At 44.0% G+C, this 15829-nt stretch carries 12 protein-coding genes; 6 read left to right on the forward strand and 6 right to left on the reverse strand.

The features are described 5' to 3' along the window. Nucleotides 1–7 precede the first annotated feature (7 nt). Both WKK05_RS32690 and rlmD read right to left on the reverse strand, forming a co-directional pair. On the reverse strand, nt 8–463 hold the full coding sequence (locus WKK05_RS32690; protein ID WP_341527141.1) for an anti-sigma regulatory factor: 456 nt from the start codon (nt 461–463) through the stop codon (nt 8–10). A 417-nt stretch (nt 464–880) separates the two neighbouring features. Further along, nucleotides 881–2254 carry a 23S rRNA (uracil(1939)-C(5))-methyltransferase RlmD gene (gene rlmD, locus WKK05_RS32695; protein WP_341527142.1) on the reverse strand — a complete coding sequence of 458 codons (1374 nt, stop codon included), beginning with the start codon at nt 2252–2254 and terminating at the stop codon, nt 881–883. 395 nt (nt 2255–2649) lie between these two features. On the opposite strand from rlmD, the gene apcD reads away from it, so the two are divergent. The 4 genes from apcD (at nt 2650) to WKK05_RS32715 (ending at nt 8704) form a co-directional block, all read left to right on the forward strand. Further along, nucleotides 2650–3135, forward strand: a complete 486-nt coding sequence (apcD, locus tag WKK05_RS32700) for an allophycocyanin subunit alpha-B (protein WP_341527143.1) — start codon at nt 2650–2652, stop codon at nt 3133–3135. A gap of 872 nt (nt 3136–4007) precedes the next feature. After that, nucleotides 4008–6368, forward strand: coding sequence for a phosphoribosylformylglycinamidine synthase subunit PurL (purL, locus tag WKK05_RS32705; protein ID WP_341527144.1), 2361 nt, complete (start codon nt 4008–4010; stop codon nt 6366–6368). A 152-nt stretch (nt 6369–6520) separates the two neighbouring features. Further along, nucleotides 6521–8026, forward strand: a complete 1506-nt coding sequence (gene purF, locus WKK05_RS32710) for an amidophosphoribosyltransferase (protein WP_341527145.1) — start codon at nt 6521–6523, stop codon at nt 8024–8026. A gap of 111 nt (nt 8027–8137) precedes the next feature. Continuing rightward, nucleotides 8138–8704, forward strand: coding sequence for a Uma2 family endonuclease (locus WKK05_RS32715; protein WP_341527146.1), 567 nt, complete (start codon nt 8138–8140; stop codon nt 8702–8704). Between the two features lie 59 nt (nt 8705–8763). Here WKK05_RS32715 and WKK05_RS32720 read toward each other — a convergent pair whose 3' ends face one another. From WKK05_RS32720 to WKK05_RS32730, 3 genes are all read right to left on the reverse strand, one after another. After that, the gene (locus WKK05_RS32720) at nt 8764–9045 is read right to left on the reverse strand and encodes a hypothetical protein (protein WP_341527147.1); all 282 of its coding nucleotides are present in this window, start codon (nt 9043–9045) and stop codon (nt 8764–8766) included. Nucleotides 9046–9147: 102 nt separating this feature from the next. Next, nucleotides 9148–10194: an ABC transporter permease gene (locus WKK05_RS32725; RefSeq protein ID WP_341527148.1), complete on the reverse strand. Its 1047-nt coding sequence runs from the start codon at nt 10192–10194 to the stop codon at nt 9148–9150. Between the two features lie 81 nt (nt 10195–10275). Then, a complete protein-coding gene (locus WKK05_RS32730; protein ID WP_341527149.1) occupies nt 10276–10794 on the reverse strand; it encodes an adenine phosphoribosyltransferase in 519 nt (172 codons plus the stop codon). 581 nt (nt 10795–11375) lie between these two features. On the opposite strand from WKK05_RS32730, the gene WKK05_RS32735 reads away from it, so the two are divergent. Continuing rightward, nucleotides 11376–12002: a DUF3038 domain-containing protein gene (locus tag WKK05_RS32735; RefSeq protein ID WP_341527150.1), complete on the forward strand. Its 627-nt coding sequence runs from the start codon at nt 11376–11378 to the stop codon at nt 12000–12002. Beyond that, nucleotides 11999–13441 (forward strand): DUF4335 domain-containing protein, encoded by a 1443-nt coding sequence (locus WKK05_RS32740; protein WP_341527151.1) that lies wholly within the window; start codon nt 11999–12001, stop codon nt 13439–13441. The genes WKK05_RS32735 and WKK05_RS32740 overlap by 4 nt, the downstream gene beginning before the upstream one ends. Before the next feature lie 57 nt (nt 13442–13498). On the opposite strand, the gene WKK05_RS32745 is transcribed toward WKK05_RS32740, so the two are convergent. Continuing rightward, the gene (locus WKK05_RS32745; RefSeq protein ID WP_341527152.1) at nt 13499–15772 is read right to left on the reverse strand and encodes a transglycosylase domain-containing protein; all 2274 of its coding nucleotides are present in this window, start codon (nt 15770–15772) and stop codon (nt 13499–13501) included. Nucleotides 15773–15829 lie beyond the last annotated feature (57 nt).

Consider the following 15829-nt stretch of genomic DNA (forward strand, 5'->3'; position numbering starts at 1 on the left):
AACTAGCTTACCGTCGCAGAGATAGGCGGGGGCGATTTTCTAATTGTTTACAAAGTCTCAATTCTGTGCCTTTACGGTTCCACTCTACCTGATCGAAGATTTGATGCAGAAGACATAAACCACGGCCACTTTCTGCCTCATCAGGCGGTAGATAATCTGTTGGCTCCTCATCATCATCAACTTTTGATGATGGAATAAAGCCACTACCTTGGTCTGATATTATCCACCAATACTGATTATCTATTAAAGAAAAACGGACTACAACTCTTTTACTAGGATCAAGATTATTGCCATGTTTTGCTGCATTTACTAAGGCTTCTTGAAGTCCTAGTCGCAGTTCTGCTTGTAATTTTGCGGGAATCTCTGCCAATAATAAATCTAATATCGGACAAAGATATAGGGTTGAGGCAAAACTAATTGTACCCCAATAACGTCCAACCGGACGGAGCGAAATAGTAATCACAAGAGAAACCCCATAGCTTTTAGTTAGCTAGACATCAGTTTGCTTTTATAGGCACCCTGATAAAAATTGAGGTGGTCATGCTGCCTTCAAACTTGCGTCTTTAAAACTAAATTTTTAAAATGCTGGGGAGCATTGACTCTATACATGAGTTAGGATTGCTGGGATAAAAACGGCTAGTAATAATTTGCTAATGCAGCCAGCAACTTAAAAGATGCTGTAGTTTAAGAGAGTACTTTCATACTCTGCGATTTGCCGAATTGTAATTTAGACAACCCAATTTATATTTCTAAGAGCCATGCAACTTTAATTTTTTTTAAACAAAATGAATTCTATTTTTAGCTTAATTTGATTTTAGCATTTTTGGTATGCACTCGACTACAAATTTGAAATTTGAGTTTTTGTAAAAGACTCAAGCCCTTATTCAATCTGTGATAGCACAAGAAAAGCAGCAGCTTCCACATGAGCCGTTTGCGGAAAAAAATCAGCAGGTTGTACCCGTGTGATATTATATTGCCCACTTTGGCAAAGTAATTTCAGGTCACGGGCGAGAGTAGCTACTTTACAACTGACGTAGACAATCCGAGATGGTTTCAATTGCAGTAAAGCGTCAATTACAGAGCGATCGCACCCCTTACGAGGTGGGTCGAGTAATACTACTTCTGGTATGATGCCCATTCCTGGTAGCAATTTTTCAACCGCCCCAACTTGAAATCTCACATTATTAATTCCATTAGACTGGGCATTTAAAATAGCTTGTTCCACCGCTGCTGCTTGCACTTCTAAACCTGTAGCTTGGCGCACTTGTTTTGCGAGGGGCAATGTTAAAGTTCCAATACCACAGTAGGCATCGACTAGCACTTCATTACCTTGCAGATTCAGTTCTGACTGAATTACCTGCAACAGTGCCTCTGCTGTTTCTGTATAAACTTGGAAAAATGTATCTGGGCGGACTTGAAATTCCAGTCCAGCAAATTTTTCACGCAGGTAAGGAACTCCGGCAATACAACGAGTTTCATCTCCAAAAATCGCATTTGTGCGATTAGGGTTCCGATTGAGTGAGACTCCTACCAATTGGGGATAGCGCTTTAACCACTCCTGGGCTTGGTTTTCAATTCTTGGTAAATTCCAGTCTTTCACCACCAAAGTCAGCAAGATTTCTCCTGTGCGGCGTCCAATGCGTAAACCAAGATGGCGAATTTGCCCTTGGTGACGCTGTTCGTCATAAATTTGCCAGCCTTGCTTTTGAATATCCTGCTTAACTTCAGCAAGTAAAGGATTTAATCGTGGGTCTTGAACTGGGCATTGATTTAAATTAATTAATTGGTGGCTACCCTTTTGGTAATAACCAGCTTGTACTTGTCCTGTTGCCGATTTACTTAGAGGATAGGTGGCTTTGTTACGGTAGCCCAAGGCAGAAGGTGCAGATAGTACTGGATCTACTGGTGGTTTGATAAAACCGCCAATGCGTTCTAATGCTTGAATAACTTGATTGCGTTTGGCTGCTAGCTGGTAGTCATAATCAATATGTTGCCATTGGCAACCGCCACACTTATCAGCCACAATGCAGCTAGGTCGAATACGATGAGTAGATGGTTGCAATAGTTGCTGAAGCTTGCCGTGGGCGTATTTTGGTTTAACGTGTACCAAGCGAATAAGCACACGATCGCCTGGTACTGTATCTGGCACAAATACCACACGGTCATCAAAACGCCCTACACCGTCGCCTGTATCATTCAAGTCGGCGATCGTCACTTCAATTAATTCACCCTGTTGCCAAATTATTTTAGTCATTTGTCATTTGTCACTTGTACTGAGCGTATCGCTAAAGCGAAAGCTTCGCTAACGCCTCCGGTCTCGTAGAGAAGTCGTAAAGCCTGCGGCATATCTACGCTTAGGGCGCAGCCTCTCGTAGAGAAGTATCGCTAACGCCTCCGGTCTCGTAGAGAAGTCATAAAGCCTGCGGCATAGCTACGCTTAGGGCGCAGCCTCTCGTAGAAAAGTATTGGTATTGAGCATTAATCATCAGTTCTTATTGTCCTTCTCCGTGATTTTTCCACTCTCACAGTTCGCAATCATTAAGAAGGCCTCTAGCTTATACTCCCTTCATTTCCCTGATCTCTCTTCACTTGTGTACCTCTGAGTCGTTAAACTAGCAAATAATATTTCTTTGCGTGATTGCAATAATCATGACTGTAATTAACCAAGTTATTCTCAAAGCCGACGACGAACTGCGTTATCCCAGCAGTGGCGAACTCAAGAGTATCAAAGAATTTTTGCAAACTGGTGAGCAACGGACGCGGATTGCTGCGACCTTAGCTGAAAACGAAAAAAAGATAGTTCAGGAAGCTACTAAACAGCTTTGGCAGAAGCGTCCCGATTTTATTGCTCCTGGTGGTAACGCTTACGGTGAACGTCAACGTTCTCTATGTATCCGTGACTTTGGCTGGTACTTGCGCCTGATTACCTACGGCGTACTTGCTGGCGATAAAGAGCCAATTGAAAAAATCGGTTTGATTGGTGTTCGGGAAATGTATAACTCACTGGGTGTTCCCGTGCCAGGAATGGTAGAAGCCATCAATTCCCTCAAGAAAGCCTCACTTGACTTACTAAGTGCGCCAGATGCTGCTGAAGCAGCACCTTACTTTGATTACATCATTCAAGCGATGTCTTAATACAAAGTATGGTGATTCTATTAAAGTGGGCTTACGGTCTAGTAGAGTGAGTGCAAGCAATTAACACTCAATAGCCATAACATCTCTAATTTGATCATACCTTCTCCACACTTGGTAGTAGCTGTGGCAAAATTCTGTCAGGTTAACAACCAACTGTGGGGAAATTTTATGGAGTATTTAGCATTGGTTAGTTTTATAACCAACAAATAACTATTACGGTTAAACGCAGCTATTTGACGCCAGCGATTCATGGAGGAAACAACGCCAATTGGCGGCAGTTACTTCTCTTGTCGGAGACCAAGGCGAAAAAGTCGGGGAACCCCCAGTAATCCAGTAACTCTTCAAGACTGGCTTCTTAATGGGATCTAAAAATATATACAAAAAGCCGACAGACTTAAAAAAGTTGTCGGCAATTAGTGTGTTCCCTATTAATGACTCGGCTAGAGTTCAGTTGTATACAATTATGCCTAATTGGCAATAATAGTGAGACGATCTTAATCATAAATACCTGTGATTGATATCACTTGTTTGTTACAACTAAACTGCATAGACCCAACTAATTTATGACTTTTAGTAGACTTATAGACTTTATAAAGCTTGCAATTGTTAGTTAGATTACATTGTTAGCATTTTATGTATTAGCACTAAGTAGTTGGGTGCAAAAAAAATAGTTATGTAAAGATAAATAAATCTTTTTGTGAAATATACGACTGATGATGTTGAGTGGGCGATCGCTCAATACTCTTCCTCATCTTAGAAGAAGACTGTACCCTATTTAAAGTGATCACAGAATTATAGTACATTCCTAGAACTGCACTACAGGGCAAGTAAATCGATAGAATAATGCTCTGTCCAATTGGTGCAATACTTCCATGACCGCTACATCTGCTGCTCCCTTTTCCCCCCAAGAAATCGCTGCTGAGGGTCTAAAGCCCGAAGAATACGCAGAAATTGTCCGCCGGTTAGGGCGTCATCCCAACAAAGCTGAACTGGGAATGTTTGGGGTAATGTGGTCAGAGCATTGCTGTTACAAAAATTCTCGGCCTTTGCTCAAACAATTTCCTACAACTGGGCCTCGCATACTTGTGGGGCCTGGTGAAAATGCTGGCGTTGTAGATTTGGGCGACGGGCTGCAATTAGCGTTTAAGATTGAATCCCATAACCATCCCTCAGCCGTTGAACCCTTTCAAGGAGCCGCAACCGGAGTAGGAGGCATACTCAGAGATATCTTTACAATGGGTGCGCGTCCCATTGCCCTATTAAACTCGCTGCGTTTCGGTTCTCTAGAAGACGCCAAAACCCAGCGGTTGTTTAGTGGTGTGGTATCAGGAATTGCCCATTATGGTAATTGTGTCGGAGTACCTACTGTCGGCGGCGAAGTTTACTTTGACTCTGCTTACTCTGGTAACCCTCTGGTGAACGTTATGGCGCTGGGGTTAATGGAAACGCCCGAAATCGTTAAATCTGGGGCGTCTGGCTTGGGTAACCCTGTGCTGTATGTCGGTTCCACCACTGGACGCGATGGCATGGGAGGCGCAAGTTTTGCCAGTGCAGAATTGAGTGATCAGTCAATAGATGACCGTCCCGCAGTTCAAGTAGGTGACCCATTTCTAGAAAAGTCATTAATTGAAGCTTGTCTGGAGGCGTTTAAGACAGGTGCAGTTGTCGCTGCACAAGATATGGGAGCTGCCGGAATCACCTGTTCTACCTCAGAGATGGCAGCAAAAGGCGGTGTAGGAATTGAACTCGATTTAGATAAAATTCCTGTGCGTGAATTGGGGATGGTTCCCTATGAATACCTGCTTTCAGAATCTCAAGAGCGGATGCTGTTCGTTGCTCATCAGGGACGTGAAGGAGAGTTAATTGACATTTTCCATCGTTGGGGACTTCAAGCTGTTGTTGCTGGTACAGTGATTGCTGAACCAATTGTGCGGATTTTGTTTGAGGGTGAAGTAGCCGCAGAAATTCCTGCTGAAGCTTTGGCGGAGAATACCCCACTGTACAATCGAGAATTGTTAACTCAACCCCCAGAATATGCCCTGAAAGCTTGGGAATGGACAGCTGATTGCTTACCCTCGTGTACAACTGCTGGCATCGAAATCGGCGGAAATCTCCAAACTTGGAATGATGTTCTTTTAACTTTGCTCGATACACCCACGATCGCTTCTAAACGTTGGGTATATCGTCAGTATGACCATCAGGTGCAGAACAATACTGTCATTCTCCCAGGTGGTGCAGACGCGGCTGTAGTCCGTTTGCGCCCCCTTGAAGAACAGGGAGGGAGAATTTCCAATATCCAACGCGGTGTAGCAGCCACGGTAGATTGCAATCCTCGTTATGTTTATCTTGACCCTTATGAAGGAGCTAAAGCTGTAGTCGCAGAGGCTGCACGCAATCTTAGCTGTGTGGGTGCAGAACCTCTGGCTGTGACGGATAACCTAAATTTTGGCTCTCCAGAAAAACCGATTGGTTATTGGCAATTAGCAGAAGCTTGTCGCGGTTTGGCTGAAGCTTGTCAAGAGTTTGCAACACCTGTTACAGGCGGAAATGTCTCCCTGTACAATGAAACCCTCGACTCTCAAGGTAACCCACAACCGATTTATCCTACTCCTGTTGTGGGTATGGTGGGGTTAATTTCTGATTTAACTAAAATTAGTGGTCAAGGCTGGCAAGCAGCAGGCGATGTAATTTATCTTCTCGGATTGCCTGTAGCATCCAAAATTGAATTGGGAGCATCTGAGTATTTAGCCTCTATCCACGGCACTGTTGCTGGAAAACCGCCACGGGTGGATTTTGACTTAGAACGTCGTGTACAGAAAGTTTGCCGCGAGGGAATTCTTACTGGTTGGGTACGTTCAGCTCATGATTGTGCCGAAGGGGGATTAGCTATTGCTCTAGCAGAATGTTGCATTGCTGGTAACCTTGGTACCCAAATAAATCTGGAAATACCTACAAATCAGATCCGCCTTGATGAGGTGCTATTTGGCGAAGGTGGGGCGCGAATTTTAGTTTCTGTAGCATCAGAACATCAAGAAATTTGGGAATCATATTTGCAAGAACATCTGGAACAGAATTGGCAAAAACTAGGTAAAGTGGGCAATCCCGGCACTGATTTGGCGGTTTTAACCACTGATAATCAAACTTTAATCAAAGTTAAGATCGAAGAAGTGAGCGATCGCTACTACAACGCGATCGCCAGACGTTTAATTACTGACACCAATACCTCCAGCTGATTTTTTAAATACCCCCTCCCCGGATAATTGGCATCTCTGAACAGAATTACGGTACTGTTTTAAAGGATGGTTAAAGATTTATTAAGAAATCTCCAACTATCTATCGACATAATCTCCGTGACTTGACCCCCCCCACCAGGAGCAAAGCTAGCATGATTCCCATCGATTCCGTCGCTTCGGATGAATACCCTCAACAGAGCAATAACCCAACGAATAGTCATGAAAATCGTCCTGATAAGCCAGAAGAAGCTTGCGGTGTTTTTGGCATCTATGCACCAGGAGAAGATGTTGCTAAGCTGACTTACTTTGGATTGTATGCCCTCCAGCACCGGGGTCAAGAATCGGCGGGAATTGCTACATTTGAGGGTACACAAGTACACCTACACAAAGATATGGGCTTGGTGTCGCAAGTTTTCAATGAATCCGTCTTGGAAAACTTGCCTGGTAGCCTAGCCGTTGGTCATACCCGTTATTCCACTACAGGTTCTAGCCGCAAAGTTAATGCTCAACCTGCTGTGCTAGAAACTCGTTTAGGTAAAATAGCGCTTGCACACAATGGTAATTTAGTCAATACAGTGCATTTGCGTGAAGAGTTACTTAGGAGCAAATGTAATTTAGTAACGACTACAGACTCAGAAATGATCGCTTTTGCGATCGCCGAAGCTATTAACGCTGGTGCAGATTGGCTAGAAGGCTCGATTAAAGCATTCCACCGCTGCCAAGGAGCCTTTAGTTTAGTTATTGGGACTCCCGATGGCGTTATGGGCGTCCGCGACCCTAATGGCATCCGTCCCCTAGTAATTGGCGCATTACCTGGAAATCCAGTTCGTTACGTTCTCGCTTCCGAGACTTGCGGTTTAGATATTATTGGCGCAGAGTATCTGCGGGATGTCGAACCGGGCGAATTAGTTTGGATTACCGAAGAAGGTTTGGCTTCTTACCATTGGAGTCAACAACCTCAGCGTAAGTTATGTATCTTTGAAATGATTTACTTTGCTCGTCCTGATAGCGTCATGCACAACGAGAGTTTGTACAGCTATCGGATGCGGTTAGGACGGCAACTAGCTGAAGAATCTCTTGTAGATGCCGATATTGTCTTTGGTGTTCCTGATTCTGGTATACCTGCTGCGATCGGATTTTCCCAAGCTTCTGGTGTCGCTTACGCTGAAGGACTGATTAAAAATCGCTACGTTGGGCGAACCTTCATTCAACCAACACAAACCATGCGCGAGTCAGGTATCCGCATGAAACTTAATCCCCTCAAAGATGTGTTGGCGGGTAAAAGAGTAATCATTGTGGATGACTCGATTGTCCGAGGTACTACTAGTCGTAAACTGGTCAAAACCTTGCGTGAAGCTGGCGCAATAGAAGTACATATGCGGATTTCTTCTCCACCAGTAACTCACCCTTGCTTCTATGGCATTGATACAGATAGCCAAGATCAGCTAATTGCTGCTACCAAGTCCGTGGAAGAAATTGCTAAGCAACTAGAAGTGGATAGCCTTGCTTATCTCAGTTGGAAGGGAATGCTAGAAGCTACGAGAGAAGACACCAATAGTTTCTGTTCTGCTTGCTTCACAGGAGATTATCCTGTTACCATTCCTGACCAAGTGAAGCGTGCCAAGCTGATATTAGAAAAAGAAAAGGTCGTAGTGTAGTCAAGTAACTAATCACAATCCCACGGTAGCCATCCGTGGGATTTTTTGCTGCTGAGTATTTCTCATTTCAACCCAAGCTAAAATGGGTAAATCCCCTAACATAAATGATTTATGAACCAGCCGATAACTCAGAGAGTACGCTGGACTACCGCCGACTTAGAATTGTTTCCAGATAACGGGAACCGCTATGAGATTATCGATGGGGAATTGTTTGTGACAAGAGCGCCTCACTGGAATCATCAAAAAACCTGTGTCAGAATTAGCACAGTCTTAGATAACTGGTCACAGGCTAGTGGTTTGGGAGAAGTCGTAATAGCTCCAGGAATAATTTTTGGCGACAATGATAATGTTATTCCCGATGTCGTCTGGGCTAGCAATGAGAGATTGCCCCTACTTTTAGACGATGCAGGGCATTTGACTGGTGCGCCAGAACTGGTTGTAGAGGTGTTATCTCCCGGTACTGAGAATGAAAAGCGGGACAGGGAACTTAAACTGAAGCTTTACTCAGCACAGGGTGTCAGGGAATACTGGATTGTGGATTGGCGTAAGCAACAGGTGGAAGTTTATAGACGCGAACAAGCGATTTTAAAGTTAGTTGCTACCTTGTTCAATGGTGATGAATTGAGTTCACCATTATTACCTGATTTTACTTGTGCGATCGCTCCTTTGTTTAGTTAATAAATTAGCACGCGATATCTGACGACAAGCCGAGGAAGCGTCTACGCAAATCCAAAAATTTAATTATGTTGCAAAAACTCAACTTTGGGTAATAAAGGATCAGTTACAAGGCCTATACCATCAAAACCCCAACGTTTCAGTAAGTTTCCAACTTGTGTTCTAGGAATAGATTCTACAGCAAAGTGGTTTGCCACTTCTGCTGCGTGAGCGTTGAGATAGCTCAAAGCATCAAAGTTTTCGTTAAACAACAACAGATAGCCCGATGCTTCGGCATTGGGACGAGCTATCAGATACCGACCATCGGTTTTTGAACGCAGTAGATAATAAACTTCGGACAGCATGGAGAGAGAAGGGAGTGGGGGAGTGAGGGAGTGGGGGAGTGAGGGAGTGGGAAAAATAACTAAATATGCAATGCCCAATGCCCTATGCTCCATGCCCAATAACTAATTCAAATTTTCTAAGCGAATACGTGGGTCGGCAGCTTTCAACATTAAGTCAGCGATTAAATTGCCGACAATTAACAATACTGCGCCCATTACTAAGCTTGCCATTAACAAATATAAATCTTGAGCTTGTAAAGCCTGTAAAGTCAACCTACCTAAACCGGGCCAGTTGAAGAAAAATTCGGCAATGAATGCACCGTTGAGTAAACCGGCTAATTCAAAACCTAATAAGGTAATTAAAGGATTTATGGCGTTGCGGAGAGCATGAACATAAATTACACGGTTTTCTGGTAATCCTTTGGCACGAGCCGTTTGGATATAATCTTGACGCAGAACATCCAATAATTCGCCGCGAGTAATACGTTGTAAACCAGCAAAGCTGGTAATTGAAAGCGCAATCGTCGGTAAAATCATGTGCCAGCCGATATCTAGTAATCTGCCAAACCACGACAGTTCCGAGTGATTAATGCTAGTCATGCTACCCACTGGGAACAGAGGGGAAGTGATTTGAGCAAAGACCAGCAATGCCAGGGCAGTGATAAAACTGGGAAAACCTTGTCCAGCGTAGCTTATCACTTGTAGAATTCGGTCAGTTAGCTTATTTTGCTGAACTGCGGCAACAATACCTAAAGGGATAGCGATCGCCCATGTCACAATTAAAGAAGCGATCGCCAATAGCAAAGTTGCTGGTACACGCTCCCACAACAGCGACGCCACTGAGCGTTGATAAACAAAACTTGTGCCAAAATCTCCTTTTGTGAGAATTCGCCATAGCCATAATCCAAATTGCTCCGGCCAAGACTTATCAAGACCAAACTGTCGCTTAATCTCCTCAATTCTTTCTGGAGATATCTTTGGGTTTTGCCGTAGCGTGTCTACATAATCCCCTGGAGCAAGTTGAATAATGAAAAACGACAACGCTGACGCCAACAACAAAGTTAGCAGCGCCTGCAATACCCGTTTCACTACATAAATAAAAGTCTCGTTCGTGACTAGCTTAGTTAGCCAATCTCGTCCTGTCTCCAAAGAAATTCTTGTAGATGTCATTTATCCTTTGTCCTTTGCCCTTTGTCTTTTGTCACTTGTCCTTTGCCTAATGACTAATGACTAATGACCAATGACTAATGACTAATATTCAAGTAGGGAGATAATCGGCACATCTGGGAGATGTTTACGCCCTTGCAAATCCCGTAGCTCGATAATAAACCCAAATCCCACTAGTTCGCAGCCAATATTCTGCACTAACTCCGCTGTTGCTTTTGCAGTTCCACCTGTGGCAATCAAATCGTCCACAATCAAAACTCGGCTAGTTAGTTGCAAAGCATCTTGATGTACTTCCAGACAGTCTGTACCATACTCTAGTTCATATTCAACTGAGTAAACGGCTGCTGGTAATTTACCTTTCTTACGAACGGGGATAAAACCAGCTCCTAATTTGTAAGCTAGAGGTGAGCCGATTATGAACCCCCGCGACTCTATGCCGATGACATAATCTACCTTCAACCCACTATCAGTGCATTTTTGTGTTAAAAAGTCAATAGTGTAGCGCAGTCCGTTCGGATCGCGCAGCAGTGTAGTAATATCTCGAAATAAAATTCCAGATTTGGGAAAATCAGGGATATCACGAATTAGAGACTTCAAATCCATAAAACAGGTATTGGGGATTGGGCATGGGGCATTGGGGATTGGGGATTAGGGATTGGGTACTGGGCATTACCCTCGTTCTCTTGTCTCCTTGTCCCCAGTCGCCAGTCTCTAGCCCCAATTCCAGATACCTGAAAAATCGTACACTATAATGTCATACGCTGGCTGTGATTCGTTCAGCCGAAACAGTCTCTCTGCCAAGAAACGAATGACAGAAATTAAAGCTGTACGTAGGTTATTCTGGATAACCAAGGAAAAATACAGCGGCAATTTATGGATTAAAATCCTTAACACCCAGTTTGAAAGACGACTCACAGGTGCGAATTTCTGACTGGCTTGGGCAGATTGAAGCTGATTTTCGCCATTTGTTGACGATAATTAGAATCTAAACCAAGCTAGGAAAGGTACTGTGCTAACAAAAGAGGTGATGAACTGATGCTTTAAAACTTTAATTTCAGTATAAGGAAATCTTTGAGTATAAAGAGTAAGTAATGTACATAATCAGGTAGTAATGTTCTTGTCTGGCTACCTATCTTAAATTTGTTTTACCTAGTCTGTGAGAACCGCAAAAGGTATTTTATAGAATGAATGTTTCCGCAAGTTTAACGCCGTTCGACAGCCCTTCCCCCCAGTCGCTGCCAACAATTCTGGAAACTTTACCAGATCCAGCGATCGCGGGACAAGGATGTCCTCGGCGAACCAAATTGCAAATTGACCTGATTTTACTGGCAATTGAAGCTTTAGAACTTGGTGGTTCTGAAGCCATCCTCAGTTTTGCTCAAGAGTTGGATCTTAAAAGCATTATTAAAGACAGGGTGAATTTATGGCGGATGCGTAGCTCTAACCCTCTGCGACGAGCGCACATCCGCCGTCCTTTAACGATTATTGAAGCTAAAGCTTTGGTGGTAATTGCTTGCTATATAGCGCGGCGTTTAACTGTCGTCATTCGCCAGCTACTAATGATATATCAACAACTAGATGAAAAACAGATTCCACTAGAACAGAACTTACGGCTATCTAATTACCTGGAACGGTTTAGAGCGCATTTTAAAAGCCGGATGAATGCTAGGCGTTCTGGTGTACTGGCATTAACTTCTGATGCAAAATTAGATGAACTGGCTATAAATTTATTGGGACAATTATTATTCTGTACCGGTACAGCTGGAATGCAGCGGTTCTGGATTAGTCTATTTGACGGGGAAGTAGAATGAACATCCAACGTAAGTACAGTCTGCCTAATTGTACGCTGCTCTTAGAAGGATTAAGTGATGTTTCTAGGGCTGCCCACTTTCAAGAACTGCGCCCGGAACTGTCAATATTGGTAAATGCCGAATGCTATTTATCTGGTTATAATCAACCCTTGACGGGTGGACGGGAATTTTTTGAAAGTTTGGTAAGAGCAGTTAGTGCTTATGCCCAAGAATTTCTGAGTAGTGTACCAAATCCACAAGCGCATAATCAAGAATCGGAGCTAGTGGAGTTTCAGAAAATTGGCAGTGATCAACACAGGTTAATTGTGCATTCAGAGAGTGCGCCAGAGGGTTTTGAATCTAACCCTACTAACTATTCTCAACGACCGCCTATTCAAATAGATTTGAATACAGTACAACTGTTTGATTTAGTCGAAGCCGTAGATCAGTTTTTTGCAGATAGCCAAACTTTACCAGAGTTGTCATTAGAACTACAACCAGTTACCAGACGTTATGGTGGTGCTAGTCCAGCCTTTATTAGGCAAGCAGTACCTGCCGCTGTGGGTGTGTCAAGTTTAGCAGTGGCTGCGATCGCCTTTAACATGATTCCACCGCCGCAAGTGCGTCCACCACAGTCTCAGCCAGATGACAAAACTAGCTCGATAACGCCTAACATTACACCTTCAGCTTCAGCTGCAACAACGCCTCTAACTGCTGCTGCGGCAACACCTATAGCTGCGGCAAATCCGACATCAACGCCCCCAGTTAAAAATTTAGAATCACTGTTAACCACAGTTCCCGAAATTACTGACGCATCCCAGTTGCGGGCATTGAATCGCCAAGTGTATAACCAAATTCATCCAGCTTGGACTAATCGCTTAGGATTAAAACAGGAATTAATCTATCGTCTAGGTGTAGCTGCGGATGGAGCGATCGTTGGTTATAAAGCTGTGAACAAAGAGGCTAATGAAGGAATTGGGCAAACTCCTTTACCTAACCTTTTATATAATCCTGCTAATCGCGCTCCTATTTCCAATGAACCGATTGCTCAGTTTCGAGTAGTCTTTACTCCAGAAGGTGTACTACAAGTTAGCCCTTGGCGGGGATATTTGAGAACGCCAGAGGTGATAGGAACAAAAATTAGTGACGCCAATATAGTCAAAGGTTTAAATCAAAAACTTTATAATACAGTTCGCCGAAATTGGGGTGGTAAACCCACATTTAAGCGAGATTTAAAGTATCGGGTAGCTGTCAACAAAGACGGTGTAATTGCTGACTATGAGCCGCTTAACCAAGTAGCTTTTGACTATTTTCGGGAAACACCCCTACCGAAGATGTTCCAATCCATTTACGGTTCCAATGTAGCTGCTCCCAACAATCAGGAACCTCTTGCTCACTTCCAAGTAGTATTTAAGCCCAGCGGCACACTAGAAGTGACACCATGGCGGGGTTATCAGTAATAATTGATAATTCGTAATTCGTAATTATGATTGGAAATTACGAATTACGATGCAAATTTACCTTGTAATTCTCCCCATATAATTGCCCCATAACTGGGCTGCTTGAGCGCTACTACCAGATGTAGGGGAATTATTATCGTTTCCAAGCCAAACACCAGTCACGAGTCGCCGACTGGGGATAAAGCCAATAAACCATAAGTCAACGTTATTATTAGTTGTGCCGGTTTTCCCAGCCTCGCCTAACCCAATGGCAGCGCTGCGACCCGTACCCCTTGTGACTACACCACGCATCAAACTAGTCATCTCATCAGCTACATCATTTGATAAAACTCGTTTGTTTGCAGCTGGGTTTTGGTCAAAGGAGTAGATTACACGGCAGGTATTGACATCTTTGCGATCCTTACAATCACCGCTATCTAGAATTCGGCTAATTGCATGGGGAGGATTCGACACACCGCGATTGCCGATCGCCCCAAAAGCACCAGTCATTTCTAAAACATTTACCACACTTTGACCCAGTACTAAGCCAGGAACTGGATCGAGGGATGATTTTATCCCCAAACGCTGTGCCATAGACACTACTTTATCTAACCCGATTTCTCTAGCAACTCGCAAAGCGATCGGATTTTCTGAAAGAGCCAGCCCAGTGGCAATATCAAAACTACCATCTGCACCAGCACGACAAGGTTTATAAGTAAAACCTTGCCAAGTTAGGGGAGCGCAAGAATAACTTTTTGACGCTGGAATTCCCTGCCCAATAGCGGCGGTATAGGCAAAAATTTTGAAAGTGGAACCTGGTTGTCTTTGAGCTTGTACAGCACGATTGAACTGACTTTTTTTGTAATCAGTCCCGCCTACCATTGCGAGGATGCTACCAGTACTAGAGTCAAGAGTGACCACTGCTCCTTGAGAAAAACGAAAAGTTGAGCCAGCATTGTTTACGGAATTACGCAAGGCTGCTTCCGCTTGGCTCTGTATTGCTGGATCGAGCTTGGTCTCTATGATATAGTTGCCTTCTTTTGCAGCTCCTTCCCCTAAAATTGATTCGAGTTCTTGAAATACGTAACTATAAAAATAAGGAGCGATCGTTTTGGCTTGCTGTTCGCAGACTTTAGGGCTAACTTGAACGGTGGAGCGTCTAGCGCGATTTGCATCCTCTGGTTTAATTTTGCCTGCCTCCAACATCCTTTTAAGCACGCGATTGCGGTATTCAGCGGCTTCTAGCTTATTTGGCCCATCCCCACAAAAATCGAAGGCATTAGGGGCAGGTAAAATTCCCACTAAGGTTGCTGCTTCGGAGAGCGTTAATTCTTTAGCCGACTTCTCAAAGTAATACCGCGCGGCATCCTCGAAACCAGAGGTATCTCCACCCAAAAAAACCCGATTTAAATAGGTCAGCAAAATTTCATCTTTGCTGTAAAACGTCTCTAGCTTTAATGAGACAATTGCCTCTCGCAATTTGCGCCCCAAGGAGTCTTGCCTACCTACATAGTCACGGAACAAACTGCGGGCAACTTGCTGAGTCACTGTGCTAGCCCCTTGCTGCACATCTCCGCTGCGGCTATTTATCAATACGGCTCGTAAAATTCCCAGTGGGTCAACCCCAAAATGCCAGTAGTAACGGCTATCCTCAGAGGCTACGACGGCAGCAGGTAAATAGGGGCCGAAGTCCTCTAAGCGCTTCATATCTACATGAGAAGTCGTGCGAGGCGCTCGCAGGGGAGTACTTCCATCACGGGCATAAACTACCACTGGGGCGCGAGTCGCTGTTGGTAGAGGCCTGACTCTAAATTTTAGCCATTCGACACCAATAACTAGAGCCAATAGAGCGCTAACACCACCGACACCATAAACTGCCCAAGTTGCTCCTTTGACATACCAAGCAGGAGGATCAACGTATTGCAGTCGTACAGAAGCAGCAAGTTCTGGCGGCCCCAAAGTGAGGATGTCACCGTGACGCAGTTCTAAGGAACTGACTCGGCGCTTACCACGATAGATACCATTGGTGGAGTTTTCGTCTTTGATGACAAAGACAGGTGTACGTTGAGTAGAATCTCGCGACAGTGACAGATGAATTTGGCTGACAACTGGGTTACGAATGACAATATCACTGGATTTAGAACTACGACCTAGAATATAGCGATCGCCTAATAGTGGATATATCTCCGCTTTATCTGCTCCCGCATCCTGCACCCAGAGTTCTGGTACTTTAGCATTAGGCTTAAGCGCCAATTTGGAAAAATCGACCCTAGCTTGAATAGTATGTACTGCTTGAGTCAGTTGACCAAGTAAAGTTTGTGGCTTTTGAGGTGGTTGGCGGGGGGAACTCATCGGCTGTCTACATCACACTTGTTAGTGAATAGTGGGCGAATTGCACTTTTTGAATGC

The organism is Nostoc sp. UHCC 0302, from assembly GCF_038096175.1.
Lineage (GTDB): Bacteria > Cyanobacteriota > Cyanobacteriia > Cyanobacteriales > Nostocaceae > UHCC-0302.